Source organism: Winogradskyella helgolandensis (assembly GCF_013404085.1).
GTDB classification, from domain to species: domain Bacteria; phylum Bacteroidota; class Bacteroidia; order Flavobacteriales; family Flavobacteriaceae; genus Winogradskyella; species Winogradskyella helgolandensis.
Genome location: NZ_JABFHO010000001.1, coordinates 1801615 through 1825273, shown reverse-complemented (window position 1 = coordinate 1825273; position 23659 = coordinate 1801615). Strand labels below are relative to the sequence as shown.

The window sequence follows — 23659 nt, the reverse complement described above, 5'->3', positions numbered from 1 at the left end:
GACACCCCGTTTAAATGGAACAGATTAAAATGAAAAAAAGTTTTTTATTTATTACTTGTGATGAAGCAAAGCACATTTGCGATAAAGCACAATATGGAGAAGCGACTTCTTGGGAGAAAGCCAAATTAATGTTACGGCTATTCTATTGCCATGTTACAAAAACATATTCTAAAAAAAACACGAAGTTATCAGAAACTATTGAAACATCTAAAGTGCAATGCCTTAAAACTGAAGAACGAAATAGGCTTCAATCTGCATTAGATAAAGAGCTAACCAAGCAGCAACAAGATTAACAGCCAAACAATAGGCAAGCTTTCCACCCAAAATGCACTATAATATTTTGATTGGTTTTTGTTTGAAAAGAGCAGAAAGAATAGTGTAATAAACGTCATTAGCAACGTCGCTATTATGGATTTTTCCATTAATTCATCTTTAAAAAATTCCAACACTAAAAAAACAAATAAAAGTACAATACCAATAAGCTTAGTCTTTCTAACTCCTATTTTCTGAGGAATCGTAGCCAATTTTAAACTATCAAAGTTTAGATCTCTAATCTCAAACGGCAACATTAACACAAGCACATAACTAAAGCGTTGCACACTTGTTATCATAACATCTGAATTAATAGCTATATCATGATTCACTATTGGTAAAATCACTGTAGTAACCATCCAAATTAGTGCAATAAGATACACTTTTAAGCCACTTACTTGCCGTAAATTTTTATGATCATCAAACAAGTAATGCTTTGGAACCATGATAGGAATAGCATAGAAGAATGTAATAATTCCAAGTACTACAATCACCATCAACGTTTCAGACTCTAGCTTCAATACATAATAGCACATCGCTAAAAACGCCATAAAAGAAAAAACCTGTATTGCTTTTAACCAGCTCGCTAAACTGCGATGGTGAAACTTTACAACACCAAAATATTTTACAAAATTATAACCCGTGATTGTTGCAAAAAATACAAAACAAAGAAGGTACAAATCGTAACCTAAGTTAAGCTCAATTAGTGTTATCCATGCCAAGGCATACGCTGCAATAGCGACATGAATACTACTATTAAGATAAAAGTTAAAGACGCGTTTTAAAACTTCCATATCGCAAAAGTAAGGATTGTGTTAATAACCTTTAATATCGGTTCAAAACTTTAGTTTTCATTAACTAAAAAATTAGGCTAAATCCTTACTTTTGCAGAACCAAATAAATTATATTTTTTTAATGGACACAACTTCTTTTGCACTCAGACATATTGGCCCAAATTCAGACGAACAACAAGCCATGTTAGACACTATAGGTGTTAAAAACATTGAACAATTAATAACGGAAACTATTCCAGATAATATTCGTTTAGAAAAAGATTTAAATCTAGATGCTGCGTTGAGTGAGCAAGAATACCTTAGTCATATCAACCAATTATCGCAACACAATAAAATTTACAAAACTTATATAGGCTTAGGGTATAATCCTACTAATTTACCAGCTGTTATTCAGCGAAATATATTAGAAAACCCAGGATGGTACACGGCGTACACCCCTTATCAAGCAGAAATTGCACAAGGTCGATTAGAAGCGCTGTTAAATTTCCAAACCATGATCATAGATTTAACAGGTATGGAAATTGCTAACGCATCGCTTTTAGATGAAAGCACTGCAGCTGCTGAGGCTATGGGATTATTATTCGCCATAAGAGATCGTGGTCAAAAGAAAGCAAATGTCAATAAATTCTTTGTTTCAGATTTAGTATTACCACAAACTATTGACTTACTCGAAACCAGAGCGAATCCTATCGGAATTGAATTAATTATAGGAAACGAATCAGAATACAATTTGTCTAATGAATACTTTGGTGCCTTACTACAGTACCCAGGGAAAAACGGACAGATTACAGACATTAAATCATTTATAGAGAAAGCAAATGCAGAGAACATTAAAGTTGCAGTTGCTGCAGATATTTTAAGTTTAGTAAAACTTGAAGCTCCTGGTAAATTTGGAGCTGATGTTGTTGTTGGTACCACACAACGTTTTGGAATACCAATGGGTTATGGTGGTCCTCATGCCGCTTATTTTGCTACAAAAGACGCTTATAAGCGTGATGTTCCTGGTCGTATTATTGGAATTACAAAAGACACCAATGGAAATAGAGCTTTGCGAATGGCATTGCAAACTAGAGAGCAACATATCAAACGCGATAAAGCAACATCAAATATATGTACAGCACAAGTTCTTTTAGCTGTAATGGCAGGAATGTATGCAGTTTATCATGGTCCAAAAGGCTTAACGTTTATTGCAGACCAAGTTAAAAACTCAACTTCAACATTAGCTAAAGCTTTAGAGCGCTTAGGATTAGAACAAGTAAACTCTCACTATTTTGATACGATTCAAATTAAAGCGGATGCGGTTAAAGTAAAATACGAAGCTGAAAAAAATGAAGTTAATTTTCATTATCCAGATACCAATACAATTAATATCGCTTTAAACGAAACTACTACTGTTTCAGACTTAAATGATATTATTTCAATTTTTGAAAAGGTCACAGGACAAACTACAAATAAAATTGAATCTATTTCAGCTAACGAAACGATTCCTTCACATCTAAAACGTCTATCAGACTTTTTAACTTTCGATGTTTTTAACAGCTATCATTCTGAAACAGAATTAATGCGTTACATCAAACGTTTAGAGCGTAAAGATTTAGCATTAAATCACTCTATGATTTCATTAGGATCTTGTACCATGAAATTAAATGCAGCTTCAGAAATGCTACCTTTAAGTTGGCCAAGCTGGGGAAATATGCACCCATTTGTACCAACAGAACAAGCTACAGGTTACAAATTAATGCTTAAAGAATTAGAAAATCAGTTATCTGAAATTACGGGTTTCGCAGCGACATCGCTTCAACCAAATTCTGGTGCTCAAGGTGAATTTGCTGGATTGATGGTTATTAAAGCGTATCATGAATCTCGTGGAGATCATCATAGAAATATTTGCTTAATCCCGTCGTCTGCACACGGTACAAATCCGGCGAGTGCTGTTATGGCTGGTATGAAAGTCGTAGTTACTAAAGCTTCTGACAATGGAAACATCGATGTTGAAGATTTAAGAGAAAAAGCCGAATTACATAAAGACAACCTTTCTGCAATTATGGTAACTTATCCATCTACTCATGGTGTTTATGAAGCTTCTATAAAAGAAATCACAAAGATTATTCACGATAACGGTGGCCAAGTCTATATGGACGGAGCCAATATGAATGCCCAAGTGGGTTTAACCAACCCAGGAAATATTGGAGCCGATGTGTGTCACTTAAATTTACACAAGACCTTTGCTATTCCTCATGGAGGTGGTGGACCAGGAGTTGGACCAATTTGTGTTGCTAAACAATTAGTTCCTTTTTTACCAGGAAATCCAATCATTAAAACAGGAGGTCATCAAGCCATTACTGCTATTTCTGGAGCTCCTTTTGGATCTGCATTAGTATGCCTTATCTCTTATGGATACATAAAAATGTTAGGATATAGAGGTTTGAAAAAAGCAACTCAAGTAGCCATATTAAATGCCAACTATATTAAAGAACGTTTAAGTGGATCATATCCAACTTTATATTCAGGTGAAATGGGAAGAGCTGCTCATGAAATGATTATTGACTGTCGTGATTTTAAAGCCAATGGTATTGAAGTAACTGACATCGCTAAGCGTTTAATGGATTATGGATTTCATGCACCAACGGTGTCTTTCCCTGTTGCAGGAACTATGATGATTGAACCTACTGAAAGTGAAAGTAAAGCTGAAATGGATCGTTTTTGCGATGCTATGATTTCAATTCGAAAAGAAATTGATTCAACCTCTAAAGACGTCCCTAATAACATGCTAAAAAATGCACCGCACACCTTAGATATGTTGACGTCTGATGAATGGATATTACCATACACTAGACAAGCTGCAGCGTATCCATTAGATTTTGTGCGAGACAATAAATTTTGGCCAAGTGTAAGACGTGTAGATGATGCTTACGGAGATCGTAATTTAGTTTGTAGTTGCGAACCAATCGAAGCCTACATGGACGCTTAATTAAAGCATATAAAACATAAAAAAGTATTCATTTTGAATACTTTTTTACGTTTTGTATAGTAACAGACTACTATTATTATGAATTTATCAAAAATTGCATCTTTAAAACTATGCAGTGATGAAAGCTCTTTTATATTGATTAAATTTGTTATTACGAAAATAAATTACGATGGGGATTAAAATCACTGGAACGGGAAGCTATATACCTAGTCATATAGAAAAAAACGAGAACTTTTATAATCATCAATTTTTAAATGCAGACGGATCTACAATTAAAAATTCTAATGAAGTCATTGTAGAAAAATTCAAAGCTATTACAGGTATAAAAGAACGACGGTATGTTACTGAAGAATTACTAAATTCAGACATCGCTTATTATGCTGCAGAAAAAGCAATAGAAGACGCTAACATAGATAGAGAAACTATAGATTATATTATTGTCGCCCATAATTATGGTGATATAAAGTATAATTCTGAGCAAAGTGATACTGTACCAAGTATTGCATCTCGTGTGAAGCATTTATTGCAAATAAAAAACCCTAAATGTGTTGGTTACGATTTATTATTCGGTTGCCCTGGCTGGATACAAGGTGTTATACAAGCCGAATCATTTATTAATTCTGGTATTGCTAAACGCTGTTTAGTTATTGGATCAGAAACGCTGTCTAGAGTTATAGACAAACACGATAGAGATTCTATGATTTATAGCGATGGTGCTGGAGCAGTAATTATTGAAAAAAGTGAAAAAGAAGGAGGTATTCTAGCTCACGAATCAGCAACTTACGCCTTAGATGAAGCTCATTTCATCTATTTTGGAGAAACTAATAATACTGAAATTACCGATAAACGTCGATACATTAAAATGTATGGTCGTAAGATTTATGAATTCGCATTGTCTAACGTTCCAAAAGCTTTGAAATCTTGTCTTGATAAAAGTGGAGTTTCAATAAAGGATGTCAAAAAAATATTGATTCATCAGGCGAATGAAAAAATGGACGAAGCCATTGTAAAACGATTTTATAAATTACACCATATGGAAATGCCACAAGGCATAATGCCTATGACCATTAATATGCTTGGTAATTCTAGTGTTGCCACTGTACCAACTTTATTCGATAGGATTTTAAAAGGTAAAGTTGAAAATCAAGAAATAAATAAAGGTGACGTCATTATGTTTGCAAGTGTTGGTGCTGGTATGAATATTAACGCCATTGTTTATCAGTATTAACTAAGAAGCTTCCGATATCTCGGAAATAAATATGTACGAAAACACATATCCAAATAAGCGCTTTAATCTTACATTGCAATTTTTAAAAAAGCACATCAATACCTCAGAATCAATCTTAGATTTAGGCGTTAAAAATCCATTTTCTGAAATCATGATTTCGGAAGGTTTTTCGGTTGAAAATACAACTGGTGAAGATTTAGACGAGAACCAATCTGCAATTAAGCAATCCTCAGCTAAAGTTATTACAGCTTTCGAAATTTTTGAACATCTGCTTTCTCCTTATGAAGTTTTAAAATCTATTAAAACGGACAAAATTGTGATTAGTGTGCCATTAAAATTATGGTTTTCTTCCGCTTATAGAAGTAAAACCGATATGTTAGACAGACATTACCATGAATTTGAAGATTGGCAACTCGATTGGCTCTTAGAAAAAACAGGATGGGTTATTAAAGACCGACAAAAATGGACCAATCCTGTAAATAAAATAGGTATTAGACCAATTCTAAGGCGTTTTACACCTCGATATTATATAGTTTATGCAGAAAAGCAAATAAATTCTAACTCATAAATTCCAAATTCCAATTCTTCACCATAGAATTTGTAGTATTAAAGTTTAACTTTGAATCTTAATTTTTAGACTTTGAACTTCTACATCATCATCCCAGCGCATAACGAAGAAGACTACATTGGTAAAACTTTAGAGTCTTTAGTTAAGCAAACCTTGTTACCAAACAAGGTCGTTGTGGTGAACGATCATTCTTCTGACAACACTCAAACTATTGTAGAAGACTATGCTTCAAAATACAATTGGATTTCTATAGTAAATTCAAAATCTTCGGATACACATATGCCAGGTTCTAAAATTATAAATGCCTTCAACAAAGGTTTAGCCTCTCTTGATGATGACTATGACATCATTTGTAAATTTGATGCCGATTTAATTTTCTCTGAAAACTATTTAGAAACATTAGCAACCCATTTCACTTACAATAAAAACTTAGGCATGGCTTCTGGCTTCTGTTATATTGAAAAGAATGGTGATTGGGTTCTTGAGAACCTCACCAACAAAGATCACATCAGAGGCGCACTAAAAGCGTATAAAAAAGATTGTTTTAAACAAATAGGAAAACTTAAGCCTTCTATGGGTTGGGATACGGTTGATGAGCTATTAGCAAAATATAAGGGTTGGGACATACTAACAGATGAGACACTTCATGTTAAGCATTTAAAACCAACAGGACAATCCTACAATAAAGCCTCTAAACATTTACAAGGGGAAGCCATGTACAAGATGCGTTATGGGTTTTGGATTACTTTGATTTCGGCTATAAAACTAGCTTCTAAAAAACGAAGTTTCAAACTTTTCAGAGATTACATGACAGGTTATTTTAAAGCGAAATCTCAGAAAGTAGGTTTTCTCGTTTCTAAAAATGAAGGAAAATTTATTAGGGATTTGAGATGGAAAGGCATTAAAAATAAATTCAGCTAGAAACTCCAGCTTTTATAACTGCTTGATGCTTCTAACTTATCTTCAAGAGCATCATCTAACTCCGGAAAAAAATCAATTCCTGTTAAAGCTTCAACCTCATCAACTGAAACGACAAATTTATACAATGGTAAATCTGAATTTTCATGATTCATTATAAAAGCCAGCACTTTTATTTTTCCATTGGTATTATCTAATATCACTTTATAAAACTGATTAGGGACAGCGACATCTTCATCACCAATCGTTTTCAATCCATTTTTAAGAATACCACCAGTGACCACAAAAACACCATCATTCTTTTTAGCCCAATAACGTACTTTCTGCTCCAATCGATTCCAAACTCCAGCATTAAATTGATGTTCTTGTGGACTAATATTACTCGTTAAGAAGGTTTCATCATGTGCTTCTTGCGTAAAACGTCGGTCTCCTGCAGGACATAAATGCCCTTTGTCATATCCAGATTTTTTATAATTACCCCAATGTGCCGCTCCTGTTTTCACAGCATTATCAATTTCAAAATAAGGCCGTTTATGATTTGTAGAACTAATATGGGATGCCTTTAATTCATAAGCCACCCATTCTGCTTGTTCGTGAGGTTCACTATAAGACAAGGAATAATTTTGATGATGTACAATTTGACCTGTAGTACTTGTTGGTAAAAAATATAAGTTAGTATCCTCTTTTACGATTTCACCATCTTTTACTAATTCTGCTTTTACTTCAGAATTTAAAAAATGCTCGTAGCTATAAATGCCAATCACAATAATGACAGCAATAATGGTGTAGATTGGTTTTCTCTTCAAAATAAGGTCTTAATCAATCACAAACCCTAAAGGTTGGCCAGTTGCTCCGTTAGGAAAACTAATACCTAATAATGCTGAAATTGTAGGAGCAATATCCGGAATTACAGTTTTATCAAATGTCTGACCATGCTTAATTCCTTTACCAAAGAATAATAATGGTACATGAGTATCGTAATTTAATCCACTACCATGCGTAGAACCTGTTTTACTATATGAAATAAAAGCTGAATCATTAACTAAAATAACATCGCCCGAACGTTTTTGATTAAAACCATTTTGCAACAACTCCTCTACTCCTTTTGAAAAACTTGTAGTACTCATAGTCGTTGCTGTATAAACTTTAGAAATATTTGTATAACTCAACTCCTCCATGGCAATGGCATCCTGAACTTCACTAAGCTTTAACCCTAAGGCTTTTACTTTAGCTCTATCTAAGAATATTTGATCATTACTAATATTTTCTACAATATCCTCAGTACCATAAGTTGTATTTAAAAAAGTGTTTAATTTAACTTTTCTATCCTTATTATCTACATAACCTGCAGGTACTTTAACCGAATGTAAATAAGAAGGCACATCTACAGCTCCATGATCTGCCGTTAAAAAAACAGTGTATTCACCTTGACCAACAGTTGAGTCTAAATAATTGAATAAGCGTTCTACATCCTTATCTAAACGGATGTAAGTATCCTGAACTTCTTTAGAATTTACACCGAAATTATGCCCTACATAATCCGTAGCTGAATAACTCACTGCAAGCACATCTGTAGTTTTATCTTGTCCTAAATTCTCAGCTTTAATAGCTGCAATTGCGAAATCGGTTGTTAAATCATTTCCATAAGGAGTGGCTTTTAAAATATCAAAACCTCTATTGTCTTTACTTAATGCTTTTAAGTCATACGGAAAGGTCGCTTTTTCTTTTCCTTTAAAACCACCTTCAAATGTATTTTCATCAACTCCACTTTCTGTATATGTTGAAATATCATAAAATGTATCCCATTCCTTTAAGTACGATTCTGCTTTATCTGACGTATTAAAATCCTTAACCCATTGTGGCAAATCATTCATGTAAAATGAGCTAGAAATCCAACGTCCTTCATCTCTTCCATGAAACCAGTACGCTGCATTTGCGGTATGCCCAGCTGGTAAGATTGCTCCTCTATCTTTTAAAGAAATTCCTATTGTTTTACCTTGCATTTGGGTAAACAACCTGTTCTCGTCACCAATAGTTGTCGTTTGCAATCTATGCGGTGACATTTTACCCGCTTTATCATCTGTACCTACTGAAGTTACATTATCATCACCAGCACAATACACAGATTCTTTAATTTCTTTATCGTACCAATTATTTCCTATGATGCCGTGAGTTTTGGGAGTTGTGCCTGTATACACAGATGCATGACCTGGGCCAGTATAAGTTGGCACATAATTGAAATGATTATTTTTACAATTAAAACCTTCATTTATCATGCGGTTAAAACCTCCATCTCCAAATTTAGATTCGAAACGTGTTAAGTAATCATAACGCATTTGATCGACTACAATACCAACAATTAATTTTGGTCTAGCAGTAGTTTCTAAAACTGAAGTTTCCTTTTTTATGTCAGTAGTTGTATTTTGTGCTCCACAAGAGCAAAAAACAAACAAAACAACAATTAGAGAGAAGATGTTTTTCATTTGAATAGGACTTTAATGTGAGCCTCAAAAATACGGTTTTTAAATTATCTTAGTTTAAATTAACATTAATAACTAATCATTTTTTATACTTTAGCATTAATAAATTTGCACATGAAATACCTACATAATATTGGCACCTATTTTATTATGATTAAGGATATTTTTCGCAGACCTACTAAATGGTCGGTGATGAAACCCTTAATCTTAAAAGACATTGATGATCTTATCATTGGCTCACTAGGTATTGTTGCCTTTATTTCGTTTTTTGTTGGAGGAGTAGTAGCGATACAAACCTCGTTGAATATGACGAGTCCTTTAATGCCTAAATATTTGGTAGGCTTTGCAACGCGTCAATCGATAATTTTAGAATTTGCACCAACATTTATCTCCATTATCATGGCAGGTAAAGTGGGTTCTTTTATTACATCGAGTATTGGAACTATGCGAGTTACCGAACAAATTGATGCTTTAGAAGTCATGGGAATTAACGCTATTAATTATTTAGTATTCCCCAAATTTATTGCTTTAACCTTATATCCGTTTGTAATTTCTATCGCCATGTTTTTAGGAATATTAGGTGGACTTATGGCATGTGTTTATGGTGGCTATGGTACTATGGAAGATTATGTAGAAGGAGTACAATTAGATTTTATTCCATTTCATTTTATATACGCTTTTATAAAAACCTTTGTATTTGCATTTTTATTAGCAACCATACCTTCTTATTATGGTTATTTTATGAAAGGTGGTGCCCTAGAAGTTGGTAAAGCAAGTACAACCTCTTTTGTTTGGACGAGTGTGTTAATAATACTTGTCAACTTTTTACTAACCAGTATATTGCTAGGCTAATTATGATAGAAGTAAAAGACTTAAAGAAATCGTTTGGAGATACTCAAATTTTAAAAGGCATAACGACATCTTTTGAAAAAGGAAAAACCAACTTAGTTATTGGCCAGAGTGGCTCTGGTAAAACGGTTTTCTTAAAATGCCTACTTGGACTGTTTGAATATGAAAGTGGTTCTATTTCGTACGAAGGTAAAAATTTTAGCAAATTATCACGAAACGAAAAAACAAACTTACGGTCAGAAATGGGAATGGTTTTTCAAGGTAGCGCCTTGTTTGATTCCATGACCATTGCAGAAAATGTAATGTTTCCTCTACGCATGTTCACAAAACAAAGTAAAAGCGAAATGGAGGATCGTGTTGACGAAGTTTTAAAACGTGTTAACTTAGATGACGCTCACAAAAAAATGCCAAGTGAAGCTTCAGGTGGTATGCAAAAGCGCGTTGCTATTGCTAGAGCTATAGTTAATAGGCCTAAATATCTCTTTTGTGATGAACCAAACTCTGGTCTAGATCCTAAAACAGCTATAGTTATTGATAACTTAATTCAAGAAATAACAGATGAATTCAATATCACTACAGTAGTCAACACACATGATATGAACTCGGTGATGGAAATTGGAGAAAAAATCGTTTTTCTAAAAAATGGGCTATTAGAATGGGAAGGTTCTAGTGAAACGATATTTAGAACCGATAACGAAGCCGTAACCAACTTTGTTTATTCTTCTGAATTATTTAGAAAAGTACGTAAAATGTATCTTGAAGAAAGCGAATAATTTTTAATTTCGCTTTATAAATACCGTATCTACTTTTAATTCATTCTTAAGCCATTTTTGTAAATCGCGTTCTTTTGATAAAACTAGACTATCAGCAAGTTTTACTTTCCACCTTACATTAGCAACGGTTATCGTATCAATATTTATAAAATCTTTTGACTCTAACATTTTAGCGTAACCAAAATACTCTAAATCACTAAATTTAATTTTAGCATCACGAGACAAGGCACTAAATGACACCGCGTTCTTATTGGTATCTTTAGATTCTATAACTTTATTTAAGTTTGAAATATTGGATTGTAAGGCCTCTATCTGACTCTGAAGACCATCAATGATATTATCTTTTCGATCTAAATCAGCATAGGCTCTATCCAACGATTCTGCTAAACGATCGGTACTTCTAGTTTTGTTTGCATTAATAACTAACTTAAACTCTTTTAAATCTACAGATTCATTTTTAGAATTCTGTAAAGCAGACACCATCTCGTCACTAATTTCTCCATTAAAATATAGGTTCATCGTTTTGGCGTCCATATCAAGATCTTCGTCATATAGCCATAAGCTGCGGTTTTCATGAATTTCAGACTTAAGAAAAGCTTGATAATCTCGATTAATTTTACTCTCATTTAGGACTGTTAAAAACGTCCATATAGCAGGAATCATTACTACAATTGCTACTCCCATTGCGACTCTAGACGTACGTTTTCTTTTTGCAGAATTCGCGTATTTAAGCATTGGGAAACGCAATATTTTTAACACCAAAAACGTGGCTAAAGCAATAAATATGGTGTTTATGGTGAATAAATACATAGCTCCACCAAAAAATTGCCAATTACCTATAGCCAAACCATAACCAGCCGTACATAATGGCGGCATTAATGCTGTAGCAATAGCCACACCAAATATAACCGAGGCAATAGTCCCCTTTTTGGTACGTGCTATGATTAAGGCTAAACCACCAAAAAAGGCAATAAGAACATCACGAATATCAGGACGCGTTCGTCCCATTAACTCATTGGTATCTTCACTAAGTGGAAATAAATAAAAGAATAAAAATGCCGTTAACAAACTTAGAACAATCATTGTTGCCAAATTGATAAGCGACTTTTTTAAAGTATCAATATCATTGATCGCAATAGACAAACCTATTCCTAATATGGGTCCCATTAATGGGGAAATTAACATGGCACCAATCACAACAGCTGTAGAATCGGCATTAAGACCCACAGAAGCCACAAAAATAGAGCAGACCAAAATCCAAGCTGTTGCTCCTTTAAAAGGTATATCAGCTTTTATTGCTGTAATGGTGGCATCTCTATCTGTATCCTCTCTAAAATCGAGTAGTTCGCTTAAAAACGTTTTAACACTTGCAAACAAGCCCTGAGCATCTTTTTTTACAGCGTCTTTCTTTTCTTCAACTGCAGCTTCCTTATTCATCTCGTTGGTAATTTGCTGCTGCTCTTCTTCAGAAAAATTAAATTTATTTTCGTCACTCATAGTTCTAGAAAAAAATCCAAATATTAAATTCCAAAATCCAGGATTAAGGAATCAACATTAATTATTTACAATTTTAAATATCTTATGCAAAATGGTTATCCATATTCTTCTCCAAAATTAGCTTTCACATTTTGAAGTACTTTTTTTATATCTTGTTCCTTTGCTTTAGGAAAGATAAGTAAAACTTCATCTTTATCAACAATTATGTAATCTTTTAGTCCGTCTACAACCACTATTTTATCGTGTTTAGACCGAATCATATTCCCATTTGCATCTTCCAATAAAGTCTTTGCATTTACAATCGCATTATTGTTGTCATCTTTATCTAATTTATCATAAAGACTTCCCCAAGTACCTAGGTCATTCCAATCGAAAGTTGCCGGAATAACAAATACATTATCGCTCTTTTCCATCAATGCGTAATCGACAGATATATTTTCAGCTTTTTGGTAATTCTCTTTTATAAATTCATCTTCAAACTCAGTGTTATAAACAGCGTAACCACTTTCAAACAACTCAAATAATTTTGGCTGATTGTTCTTAAAGGCAGAAATAACCGATTTAGCACTCCACATAAAAATCCCAGCATTCCATAAAAAATTTCCTTGACTTATAAACGATTTTGCTGTTTCATAATCTGGTTTTTCTCTAAATTGTCTGACTTGCTTTATTTCTGATGTTGCCGTTTTATCATATTCAATATAACCATAACCCGTATTTGGGAAAGTTGGTGTGATACCCAAAGTCATCAACGCATCATTAGATTCGCAATAATCAAAGGCTGTTTTTACATTATTAGAAAAAGCTTGCTCATCTTCTATCCAATGGTCACTAGGCGCCACAATCATCACAGCATCTTCATTTTCTTTCTGAATTTTTAAAGCTGCATATAATATACAAGGTGCTGTATTTCGCATTGCAGGCTCTAAAACTACTTGTCGTTTTGTGACGTTAGGTAATTGTTCAAAAACAAGATCATTGTAACGTTCATTAGTTAATATAAAAATATTTTCTTCTGGAATTAATTCTGCCAGACGGTTAAATGTTTTTTGTATCAACGTATCTCCTGTTCCTAGCATATCGTGAAACTGTTTAGGAAAATCTTGTGTACTTACTGGCCAAAATCTTGAACCTACTCCACCTGCCATAAGTATGGCGTAATAATTTTTATTTTTCATTCTTCTAATAATTCAACTTCTGCGTTAGGATTAAACAAATATAATTTACCCGAGTTAATTTCTACACATTCATAGCGTTTTCTTCTTTTACTTCCCTTTTTGAACACTCTACCATTGTATAACTTAAAGGTTGTATTCAAAGGTACTTCAAATACATAGGTCTTATCGTTACTTTCGTCAAATTGCTTTAAGGCATAGGCGAGCTGCGTATCTGTATCGCTCGACGCTTTTGGGTTTTTAAAATGTTTCGCTAATAATGGTAATAATTCATTAGGAAAGATTTCAGGACGTAAAAATGGTAACATTAAATGCTGAAAGGTTTGCTTCCACTCTTTTCCATGCGGCTTAATAAACCTTCCGTAGTTTTTATAAGTTTCAAAATGAGCAACTTCATGAATTAATGTGATTAAAAACCGATACGAATTCAGATTAGAATTTACGGTTATTTGATGCTTACCATTTGGTAATTCCCTATAATCTCCATGACGTGTTTTACGTTCATTTTTCACTTTAACCGTCAAATTATCTACAGCCAAAAGCTCTGTAATCATTGGTTGTGCCTCAGCAGGAATAAAATTTAAAAGCTGTATTTGCATTCAAACAAAAATAAGCGTTAAATTATTATTTTTTCACTCTTTTCTTAATCAAAATAAAAACTACAATCCCAATTACAATAAACGGCCAAATATATACTAAACCAACAAAAAACAATTTTAAAATATCCCAACCAGAAGTAAAACCTTCTTTTATTTCCGCAACAAACGTTTTTTTATAATGTTCTGGTTCTTCTTTGTATTCAACGGTTTCGTATAAATCGATTTGAATAGTACTAAAGGCGACTTTATTAGTTAAGTATTTTAATTGTCCTTGACTCGATTCGATTTCTTCTTGAATACGTTGTAATTTTTCTTCAACACCTAATAAATCCTCGACACTTTTGGCTTTGGTTCTAAGAATAGTTTCGTAACGTTCTTTCACTTCAAATTTAGTTTTTAATCTAGCTTCAACATCTATAAATTCTGAAGTAACGTCTTTTGTGGTTATATTTTCATATTCAATAAATTCTGCGACACTACTTATAGAGTCCATAATAATATCAAAATCTTTAGAAGGCACTTTTAAAGTGAATCGATTCTCTTTTTTATAAAGATTATTTTCAAATCGTAAATCTGATATATAAGAATTATAAGCATGTGAAATATGTTTGACGCGTTCCGTTGCAATTTTAACATCTGTAACCTTGTATCTTACATTTGCTGATTTTATGATTTTTAAATTTTTAAATTCCGGAATAGAGTTGTCGTTAGATTCAACGTCGTCAATTTCAACTGCTTCGAAATTGGCTTCAACATCAACACTTTTTAAAGCAAAATTTTCTGACGACTCTGATTGATGACATGCCACTAAAAGTATAGCTACACTCCATAAGATTAATACTGTTTTTAATGATTTACGTTTCATAATGTTTTATTTTTAAGATTTTAATCAAATCTATATGGAAACGCGAATCACCAATTGTAAAGCTGTTGTAAAACAATTGTAAAACGTGTACAATACTAAAAACAAATCCATTAAAGCACTTTAAATATTGAATTCTAACGACTTAAAAATATTTATTTCTCTTAAAGAATTGGTTATAAAAACGTTTCTTAAGAAGCATAATGCATCTAAATCTGTTAAAGATTGGAGCGGAAATGAGATTGTAATGTTTCAAGAAGACTTGTTTGATAGTGTTAAAGCAAGAGTCAGCGAAAAATGGTTTTACACCTATTTTAAAAATGATGTTGAAAAATTACCAAGAATTGACATGCTTAATTTATTGAGTACTTATGTTGGTTTTAAAAGTTGGTCAGATTTTAAAATCACGAACAGTAAACCAACTAGCCAAAAATCTAAAGCTCTAAAATTTTATGTATTACTCTTTCTACTTTTAACCCTTTTAGCAGGTGTTTGGCTTAGCAACAGAAATCATACCTATACCATTTGTTTTATAGATGATATTAAAGGGCAACCTATAAACTCCATAACTTTAGACATAAAAATATTGAATATTGATGACACACCTACATACTTAAAATCTAATACCAACGGTTGTTTTAGTTATACAACCGAGGCAGATTATATAAAATTTGTAGTACAGTCTCCCTATCATAAAACAGACACCATTGTAAAATCCATTAAAAACATAGACAATGGCAACGTAAAATTAGACACAGATGATTATGCGTTGATGCTAGATTACTATTCTAATAAAAACATAATAGATTGGAAAGCACATAGATCAAATCTCGATACTATTTTTTCTAGTGAGGCCTTAATTTATCAAGTTTTCCCAAATGATATAGGCATAGAATTATATACAAAAAATGAATTTATTAATAAACTTACCACACCAACCAAAAGTTTAAAACAGATGAAAATTTTAAGTAAAACCTATGTTGATGGTAAAATTGTGAAACTTAAATTTATTGTAGAATGAAACGCTATTTAACTCTTTTAATTTTAGTACTACTACTTAATTGCAACAATGCATCTAATGAAAAGTCTATTCAATATTCAGAAATGGATGATTCAGAAAATGGTGCTATAAATACTTTTGACCTTGAAAAACCAAATTTTAGTGAATTGAACATTATTGAAGAAAAACTGCAGAATAGTTATGATTTGGTTTACTTATCGGAAAGGAATTCAGATTTTGAAACGACTAAACTATCAAGTTCAATAATTATTCAGAATTTAATTTTGGATGACTCAGATAAGCCTAATTTTCCAACTATATCTAATATACAACAAATAGGAAACTTACAATCCGTAAATGATTCTACCTCTCAGGTAAATTTCAGCTACATCTTAAAACAAGGCAATACCGAGATAACAGACACATTAAAAGCCATCATCAAAAAGCAAAACCTAACTATTGAAGGGCAAACCAAAACAGGGATAAAAATTGATTTTACGAGTTATTAGGATTAATTATTAACCACAATCATCTTAGAATAGGTATTAACTTTCAATAAATATAAACCTGTTTCTGCACCAGTTAACTTTATAGTTGTTGTCTTTGTAGGCCCATCATAACGGCTATCTTGTATTTCAATTTTTCGTCCTCTCATATCAAATACTGTAATAACATCATTAGTATTTGTATTTGAAATATTTAGTTCATTGTTTGTTGTTGGGTTTGGATACACGCCGATATTCAAAACGTCTTCATCAAAATGTAAGGCCTCGCCTTCAAAGTATGGAACGGCAAAACTAAAGGACTCTTCAGCCACAGCTTGACCAATAAATCGACCAGGAATATCATCTGCAGGAGGATGGATTCCTCCCCAAATTCGGCTTAAACTTGTTTGATCTGATGCATCTCTATACGTCGCCCATTGTAGCACAACGTCTTGTGATGGTCCTTCTTCAAAGACTAAAAATTCATTCTTTTTTGCTACAAATTCAGCTAAACCTCCTGGGAAAAATTCATCACCAGTCATCATAGTCATTAATTCTGCAGCAGCTCTAGAATATGTAGAGTGGCCAGATACAAAACCTGCAAAAGGTGGTGTTACAAATGTTGGTCTTTGGTAGGGATACCAATCTTCAGCTAAAATCCAACCGACTCCTGCTTGGTCTGTTTCGGTGTTACTTATATAATCGTGACCCTTCCAAGAATACAGCTTTATTTTTCCAACATCCATATCAAAATACCCAGCTAATGGATCACCTTCTTCAACCACTTCAATATAACCATCAACTAATTCTATTCCTGAAACATTATAATTATCTAGGGACGGATCTGTACTTTGACCTTGTTCTGCCATATATCGAAGTGCTGAAATGGGTCTAATATAATCATACCATCCTTTTATACTCCATCCTGCAATTGCAGCATCATGCATACCACCACCTAATATAAAGTAAGACTTTACATCCCATTCTAGAGGATCTAGAACATCCCCTTCTCCTTTGAAACGTTTTTCAAATTGAGGGTGGTCGTTCACATAATTCAACAAGGTAAACCAATGGCCTGGTGGCGTTTCAGAATCTGGACCATCTGCCCAAAATTCTGCTAAGACTCTAGCATAATCACCACGAGGCACAATATTAGGCTCGTACGCATTACCAGTGACTGGATTTATAGCGTGTCCGTGACTATTAGCTCCCCCTTCAATAAAATCGTAATAATCAGGATAGTCCACATAATTTGTTGGAAATGTACTTATATCCACGTTTCCAATAGAACTTGGGGAAATATCCCACATTACATTATCGGTCGGATCTAAATGCGATTGCCAAACGGATACCATTGAAAAGCCCCATTTATAGGCCTGACTTTCAGGTGTATTCTCTGTAACACTAATATTTGGTGGATTTGAAGGATCGTGATACACATTATATATATCTCCGTCTCTTTCATATGTCGTTTTATCTTCATCTGTTAATGCAAAAGAAGATACATTTCCCCATTCTGGACTTAGAAACGGAGGAACACTACCATCTACAAGATTACCACTCTGGTCTATAAAAGTCTCTAAAGCTAATGGTTGCCAACGATTAGGGTCATTAATTGGCGCATTATAAAACAAATCTAAAGCATACGGTTGGTTAATGGGTTCATAATAAGCATTATCATAACCCGTCGCCTCCCTTGAACCATCTTGCATACCATAATCGATTAAAGTTTGCCCTACAAAATTACCTAAAGCTGCCGCATCTCCATCATCATACAACAATGATGTAAATGATGTATCGTAGCCTAATTTATCCATTAACAACTCAAATCTAGCTTGAGTAACCTCTAGATTTGGAGAGTTTTGAAAACGATGAGACAACAAACGGTACATCGCAAAACTTATGGCTATTTTTTTAGATTCTTCTATGCTTTCTGATGGTACAAAATCGTCTAATGTGCTATGAAATCCATGTACTGTATTTCCTATTAAATAAGGTGTAGCTACATCATCGTAAATTGCCCAAATATCATACATCGCAACACTGGAATGAAACAAATTTCTAGCATGAATGGTTGGCCTTGCATAATCCTTTCTAATAGCTTGCAACAAAGCCTCATTCCATAAACGAGCAATAGAGACATCTTCAGGAAGATTATCGATTCCTAAACTCACTTGAACTGATGTTTGTAAACTATTGCATTGCTCACTAACTTCTATTACAGAGACTGAACCCGATTCTTCTAAATGCCATTTCACTGTAATTGTATCTGTACCTTGACCACTTATTATTTCACCACCAGACACTATCCAATTTGCTATAGATGCACTACCAATGCTACAACTGTAAGTTTCCGTGGCTAAAAATGATGATGATAAATTACCTAAAATAGTATTGGATGCTAAATAAGTACAAGAGTCATCATTAATTGTAGCATTAGGATTGTAAGTACAAGACAAAGCATCTGTACAACCATATATTTTCTGACTTGGAATAACATCCAACACCTCATAACCTTGGCCTTCTGTTGCTTTTATAGTCGTATCTACAGTTAAATTAAGAAAGGTTTCAACAAGACCTGAAGGCCATTTTATTTCCAATGATAAAATGTTAGACGCTTCTCCCAAACCAAAATGAACCGGTTGTAAGCTCTGACTTAATACTCCAATACCAGAATAATTACGTTTTAAAGTTCCATTTGCTGTAGTTATAGTTAAAATTGTACCTATAGCATCGCGATTAGAAGCTGTTCCTTCTAATTTAATTTTAAAAAAATGTATATCTGAATCTGTAGTATCAAAATTTAATGTTTTGTTTTCGTATAAAAATGATTCGCTATTGCTATTCGTTACAAATAAATCAATATCACCATCGTTATCATAATCCCAATCAATAGCCTCGACACTCGTGGTTACTTCGTTTAATTCTAATTGAGATGACACATCCTCAAATTTATCCTCACCTTGAGCAAAACTGCTTCTGTAGTAAAAATTTGGTTCTGCATATCTGTTTCCAAAATCAAAACCATTCACTATATATAAATCTTCATCACCGTCTAAATCAAAATCTGAAAATTTCACTCCCCAGGACCATCCTGTATTGTTAATTTCAAAATCAACGGCCATTTCGGTGAATGTATTATCACCATCATTATTAAGAAAGAAATTTTGATCTATTGCAGTAATAAAAATATCAAAATAACCATCATTATTATAATCAGCCATGGCAATTCCCATATCATCTCCCATGGTATTTGCACCATAAGTAACGGCTTCATCTGTAAATGTGCTACCATTATTATTTATATATAGATAATTAGCTTTACTTAAGTCATTTGACACCAATAAATCCATGAAACCATCTTCATTAAAATCAAATGGCAATGCTGTGTAACTTGGTCTACCTTCATTAGTAAAAAGTTCGGTTAAAACAGTAACATCTGTAAACGTTTCATTTCCATTGTTTCTATAGAGTTGATTACTACCACAGCCATTCCAATCATTAATATAAATATCTAAAAGACCGTCATTATTATAATCAAACCACGTTGCACCAGTATATCTACATAGATTAGTAGGCTGAAAACCTGCATTTAAAGTAATATTTGCAAAAGTTCCGTTTCCTAAATTTTTCCATAATTGTACTTTTAAAGAATTGGTTAAGAATAAATCAGGAAAGCCATCATTATTAAAATCTCCCCAAAACGCACCACTTTTATTTCCGTCTAAACCAAAATATTCACTTCCTCCTTCTCCTTGCACCAATAAATTAATAAAACCAGCACCATCTGTAACATCCGTAAATGTGCCATCATTATTATTTTGAAATAAGCGACTTATTGTTTTTGGACTATTAGGATCGTCGTTTGCTTTAGCTACAACAAAAATATCTAGATCACCATCACCATCATAGTCCGCGACTGCCACACCATTGTTCTCTTCAAGTATTCCCAAACCGACAACCTCTTCCACACGATCAAATATCTGAGCTTCAACATCATGAACTACAAAAGCTATTAAGAAAACAATAAAAAAGGAAAGTTTTTTTTGGCGTAGTTTTATAATCATATTGTAATTTTTTATAAATATAAAAAATTAGCATTAACATCTACTTTTCTTTCACTACAATAAGACGCTAAAGCATGTATAAATAAGCTATTATGATTGATTCCAAACCTCATTTATTACATATATCTTAACAGTGATTTCTATAAATTAGGCTAAAAAATTAGTAACTTAGCTAAGCGCTATTTAATATTCCAAATTATGGCATTTATTGATTATTATAAAATACTTGGTGTAGATAAAACGGCAACCAAAACGGATATAAAAAAAGCCTATCGAAAGTTGGCAAGAAAATATCATCCAGATTTAAACGCCAATGATAAAGACGCTGAATTACAATTTAAAAAAGTAAATGAAGCCAATGAAGTATTGAGTAACGATGAAAATCGAAAAAAATACGATAAATACGGAGAAAATTGGCAACATGGTGACGCTTATGACCAAGCTCAGAAACAACAAGATCAGCAACGTCAGTCTCAACAACACTATCAACGTTCATCTGGCTCTCAAGGCTATAATGATAGTGAATATTCTGATTTTTTTGAATCTATGTTTGGCGGTGGTTTTGAAAACAGAGGTCGAACTACAAAATTTAGAGGACAAGATTTCAATGCCCAATTGCAATTAGACCTTAAAGATGCATATACTACAGAAAAACGTGTTTTAACAGTTAATGGAAAAAACATACGCTTAACCATACCTGCCGGAATTACTAATGGTCAAATCATTAGAATAAAAGGAAAAGGAGGAGAAGGTCGAAATGGTGGACCTCATGGAGATTTACTAATTGAATTCATTATTACAAATAACACTGATTTTAAACGCGATGGTGCAAACTTATATAAAACCGTAAATCTCGATTTATATAAATCCGTTCTCGGAGGGGATGTTACCATTGACACTTTTGATGGTAAGGTAAAATTGAATTTAAAACCGCTCACCCAAAATGGAACTCAAGTAAAATTGAAAGGAAAAGGCTTTCCTATTTATAAAAAAGAAGGAAAGTTTGGTGATTTATACATAACTTACAATATAGAATTACCTAAAAAACTATCGGATAAAGAAAAAGAACTTTTTGAAGAACTGGCAAAATTACAATAGTTATGCAAAACTCACATCTCATACCAATCCCTAGTTTATGTGCGCATTACAAAATAGAAATGTCTTTTATTAATGGACTTAATGACTATGGATTAATTGAATTTGTAACCGTAGAAAAGACTTACTGTATACATCAAGATAAGATTGCAGATTTAGAAAAAATGATTCGGTTACATGAAGACCTCCAACTTAATTTTGAAGGTATTGATACTGTTTTTAACCTATTAGAAAAAATTGACTATTTAAAATCTGAATTAACAACGGCTCAAAATAAACTTAAACGATTTGAAGAACCTTAAGTCTCATTAAGGTGTAGAATTAGAAACTTGCAATACTTTTCCGTTATAAAATTTGTTTCCGGTTAAAGCAAAATCTTGAATATATCTTGCCATTTCTATAGCTGTAGTTGGTGCTATGTAACCAGGAAATGCTTCTTCTAACATTTCGGTTTGTACCGCTCCTAACGCTAATACATTAAATTGTGGTCCTGTTTCTTTATATTCTTCTGCTAATAATTCGGTCATTGTAATTACAGCACCTTTACTAGAACTGTAAGCGGACAAGCCTGGGAATTTCATACTGCCTTGAATACCTCCCATGGAGCTAATGGTCACCACATGACTATCACCTTGCATAAATGGTAAAACCGTTCTCGTTAACTCTGATACACCAAACACATTGGTTTGGTAAATTTTTTGAAAATCTTTAAAAGTAGTTTCCGCAAACGGTTTATTAATAATTGCACCTGCATTATTAATTAAAACATCAACATGTTTCCATTCGTTTTTAATAAAGTCGGTTACTTTTTGATAATCCGCTTCATTACATAAATCGAATGCAAATGATGAGATATTGTCAAAATGCAGATTCGCTATTGGCTTTGCATTTCGAGATAATGCTAAAACGTTATGACCTTGATTGGCTAATAAATGAACCAATTCAAACCCTATTCCACGACTTGTTCCTGTAACTATTATATTTTTACTCATCTGTAAATTCCTCTTCTGTTAATACAACTTCTTTCATTTCTGCGTTCATCATGCCTTCTAAAGCAGGAATCATTTTATTCATAAAATTTGCCATGTGTTCATAATCCATGTTATCGGCTTCATCATCTACATGATGGTAATAATCAAAATTTGTAAAGTCGAATGTTGAAATCGCATGCGCAGGCATATTTAATTCTTTAAAAAACGGAAAGTTATCTGATCTCATAAATAAACTCATCTTTTTTGCTCCTTCAAAAAATCCAACAACCTCTTCTCCTGCATATTTATTTAAGGTCTCACCAAGACTAGAACGCTCGTAACCACTCATATAAGCCATTACCTCAGTTGAATCTCTTGGCACACCAATCATTTCAAAATTAATCATGGTATAGGCATTTATACCTTCACTTTTTAAACGTGCTGCTAAATGCGCTGAACCTTTTAATCCTTTTTCTTCTGCATCATACAAGGTAATTAAAATACTACGCTTATTTGTTTTCGTTTTAGTGAAATAGGCACCAAATTCCATAGCTGCAATCGTACCAGATGCATCGTCATTAGCACCATTAGCAATAGAATCGCCTTCTACAACTTTTCCGTTACCTATATGATCGTAATGACCACCAAGAATTACATATTCATTTTTAAGTTTTGGATCATTTCCTTCAACTACACCAATAACATTATAACCATCTAAATCTTTTAGTTTAAAAGAATCGCGATAGGTTTCAAAATAAGGTTTTATACCATTAGACTTAAAATAATTCTCGATAAATACCGCTGCTTTTTCAAGTCCTTCACTTCCAGTTTCTCGTCCTCCTAATTCGTCCGAAGCCAAATATTCCATACTGTTTTTAATGGCTTCTTGTGTAATTGTAGGCTTAACGTCATCATTAGGTTTGTCATCTGATGCTTTTACACTAAAAGAGCATGAATAAACTAATCCGATTAAGGCTATTGAAAGTATTTTTTTCATCATTAAATTTTATTTGTG

At 33.1% G+C, this 23659-nt stretch carries 21 protein-coding genes; 11 read left to right on the top strand and 10 right to left on the bottom strand.

Annotated elements, in window-relative coordinates:
• Positions 1-29 precede the first annotated feature (29 nt).
• Positions 30-293: a hypothetical protein gene (locus HM992_RS07350; protein WP_178984372.1), complete on the top strand. Its 264-nt coding sequence runs from the start codon at positions 30-32 to the stop codon at positions 291-293.
• Here HM992_RS07350 and HM992_RS07345 read toward each other — a convergent pair.
• Positions 270-1106, bottom strand: coding sequence for a UbiA prenyltransferase family protein (locus tag HM992_RS07345; RefSeq protein WP_178984371.1), 837 nt, complete (start codon positions 1104-1106; stop codon positions 270-272). The two genes, HM992_RS07350 and HM992_RS07345, sit on opposite strands and share 24 nt — an antisense overlap.
• 121 nt (positions 1107-1227) lie before the next feature.
• Between HM992_RS07345 and gcvP the strand changes: the two genes are divergently transcribed.
• From gcvP to HM992_RS07325, 4 genes are all read left to right on the top strand, one after another.
• A complete protein-coding gene (gcvP, locus tag HM992_RS07340) occupies positions 1228-4077 on the top strand; it encodes an aminomethyl-transferring glycine dehydrogenase (protein WP_179319223.1) in 2850 nt (949 codons plus the stop codon).
• A gap of 169 nt (positions 4078-4246) precedes the next feature.
• The gene (locus HM992_RS07335; RefSeq protein ID WP_179319222.1) at positions 4247-5305 is read left to right on the top strand and encodes a 3-oxoacyl-ACP synthase III family protein; all 1059 of its coding nucleotides are present in this window, start codon (positions 4247-4249) and stop codon (positions 5303-5305) included.
• Positions 5306-5336: 31 nt separating this feature from the next.
• Positions 5337-5873 carry a class I SAM-dependent methyltransferase gene (locus tag HM992_RS07330; RefSeq protein WP_179319221.1) on the top strand — a complete coding sequence of 179 codons (537 nt, stop codon included), beginning with the start codon at positions 5337-5339 and terminating at the stop codon, positions 5871-5873.
• Positions 5874-5945: 72 nt separating this feature from the next.
• Positions 5946-6794: a glycosyltransferase gene (locus HM992_RS07325; RefSeq protein WP_179319220.1), complete on the top strand. Its 849-nt coding sequence runs from the start codon at positions 5946-5948 to the stop codon at positions 6792-6794.
• Here the strand turns inward: HM992_RS07325 and HM992_RS07320 are convergent.
• Both HM992_RS07320 and pafA read right to left on the bottom strand, forming a co-directional pair.
• Complete coding sequence (locus tag HM992_RS07320) at positions 6791-7597, bottom strand: DNA/RNA non-specific endonuclease (protein ID WP_179319219.1); 807 nt, start codon at positions 7595-7597, stop codon at positions 6791-6793. The genes HM992_RS07325 and HM992_RS07320 overlap by 4 nt on opposite strands.
• A 9-nt stretch (positions 7598-7606) precedes the next feature.
• Positions 7607-9274, bottom strand: coding sequence for an alkaline phosphatase PafA (pafA, locus tag HM992_RS07315; RefSeq protein WP_179319218.1), 1668 nt, complete (start codon positions 9272-9274; stop codon positions 7607-7609).
• A 111-nt stretch (positions 9275-9385) separates the two neighbouring features.
• Here pafA and HM992_RS07310 point away from each other — a divergent pair, with 111 nt between their 5' ends.
• On the top strand, positions 9386-10123 hold the full coding sequence (locus HM992_RS07310) for an MlaE family ABC transporter permease (protein WP_178984364.1): 738 nt from the start codon (positions 9386-9388) through the stop codon (positions 10121-10123).
• A gap of 2 nt (positions 10124-10125) precedes the next feature.
• Positions 10126-10893: an ABC transporter ATP-binding protein gene (locus tag HM992_RS07305; RefSeq protein WP_178984363.1), complete on the top strand. Its 768-nt coding sequence runs from the start codon at positions 10126-10128 to the stop codon at positions 10891-10893.
• Between the two features lie 3 nt (positions 10894-10896).
• Here HM992_RS07305 and HM992_RS07300 read toward each other — a convergent pair whose 3' ends face one another.
• The 4 genes from HM992_RS07300 to HM992_RS07285 all read right to left on the bottom strand — a co-directional run bounded on the left by HM992_RS07300 (position 10897) and on the right by HM992_RS07285 (position 15029).
• On the bottom strand, positions 10897-12390 hold the full coding sequence (locus HM992_RS07300; protein ID WP_179319217.1) for a DUF389 domain-containing protein: 1494 nt from the start codon (positions 12388-12390) through the stop codon (positions 10897-10899).
• A 95-nt stretch (positions 12391-12485) separates the two neighbouring features.
• Positions 12486-13568, bottom strand: a complete 1083-nt coding sequence (locus tag HM992_RS07295) for a mannose-1-phosphate guanylyltransferase (protein WP_178984361.1) — start codon at positions 13566-13568, stop codon at positions 12486-12488.
• Entirely contained in the window at positions 13565-14164 is a 600-nt protein-coding gene (locus HM992_RS07290) for a SprT-like domain-containing protein (RefSeq protein ID WP_178984360.1), read from the bottom strand. Before HM992_RS07290 ends, HM992_RS07295 begins: the two co-directional genes overlap by 4 nt.
• A 25-nt stretch (positions 14165-14189) precedes the next feature.
• Positions 14190-15029, bottom strand: a complete 840-nt coding sequence (locus HM992_RS07285) for a DUF4349 domain-containing protein (protein ID WP_179319216.1) — start codon at positions 15027-15029, stop codon at positions 14190-14192.
• 127 nt (positions 15030-15156) lie between these two features.
• Between HM992_RS07285 and HM992_RS07280 the strand changes: the two genes are divergently transcribed.
• Together HM992_RS07280 and HM992_RS07275 are read left to right on the top strand one after the other, a co-directional pair.
• On the top strand, positions 15157-16047 hold the full coding sequence (locus HM992_RS07280; protein ID WP_179319215.1) for a hypothetical protein: 891 nt from the start codon (positions 15157-15159) through the stop codon (positions 16045-16047).
• A complete protein-coding gene (locus HM992_RS07275) occupies positions 16044-16535 on the top strand; it encodes a hypothetical protein (RefSeq protein WP_179319214.1) in 492 nt (163 codons plus the stop codon). Before HM992_RS07280 ends, HM992_RS07275 begins: the two co-directional genes overlap by 4 nt.
• 2 nt (positions 16536-16537) lie before the next feature.
• Here the strand turns inward: HM992_RS07275 and HM992_RS07270 are convergent, their stop codons facing one another.
• A complete protein-coding gene (locus tag HM992_RS07270; RefSeq protein WP_179319213.1) occupies positions 16538-20578 on the bottom strand; it encodes an FG-GAP-like repeat-containing protein in 4041 nt (1346 codons plus the stop codon).
• A 198-nt stretch (positions 20579-20776) separates the two neighbouring features.
• On the opposite strand from HM992_RS07270, the gene HM992_RS07265 reads away from it, so the two are divergent.
• Entirely contained in the window at positions 20777-21676 is a 900-nt protein-coding gene (locus HM992_RS07265) for a DnaJ C-terminal domain-containing protein (RefSeq protein WP_179319212.1), read from the top strand.
• 2 nt (positions 21677-21678) lie between these two features.
• Positions 21679-21975 carry a chaperone modulator CbpM gene (locus HM992_RS07260; protein WP_178984354.1) on the top strand — a complete coding sequence of 99 codons (297 nt, stop codon included), beginning with the start codon at positions 21679-21681 and terminating at the stop codon, positions 21973-21975.
• 6 nt (positions 21976-21981) lie between these two features.
• Here the strand turns inward: HM992_RS07260 and HM992_RS07255 are convergent, their stop codons facing one another.
• Together HM992_RS07255 and HM992_RS07250 are read right to left on the bottom strand one after the other, a co-directional pair.
• Complete coding sequence (locus HM992_RS07255; RefSeq protein WP_179319211.1) at positions 21982-22665, bottom strand: SDR family NAD(P)-dependent oxidoreductase; 684 nt, start codon at positions 22663-22665, stop codon at positions 21982-21984.
• A complete protein-coding gene (locus HM992_RS07250) occupies positions 22658-23644 on the bottom strand; it encodes a M28 family metallopeptidase (RefSeq protein ID WP_229720464.1) in 987 nt (328 codons plus the stop codon). The genes HM992_RS07255 and HM992_RS07250 overlap by 8 nt, the downstream gene beginning before the upstream one ends.
• Positions 23645-23659: the final 15 nt, after the last annotated feature.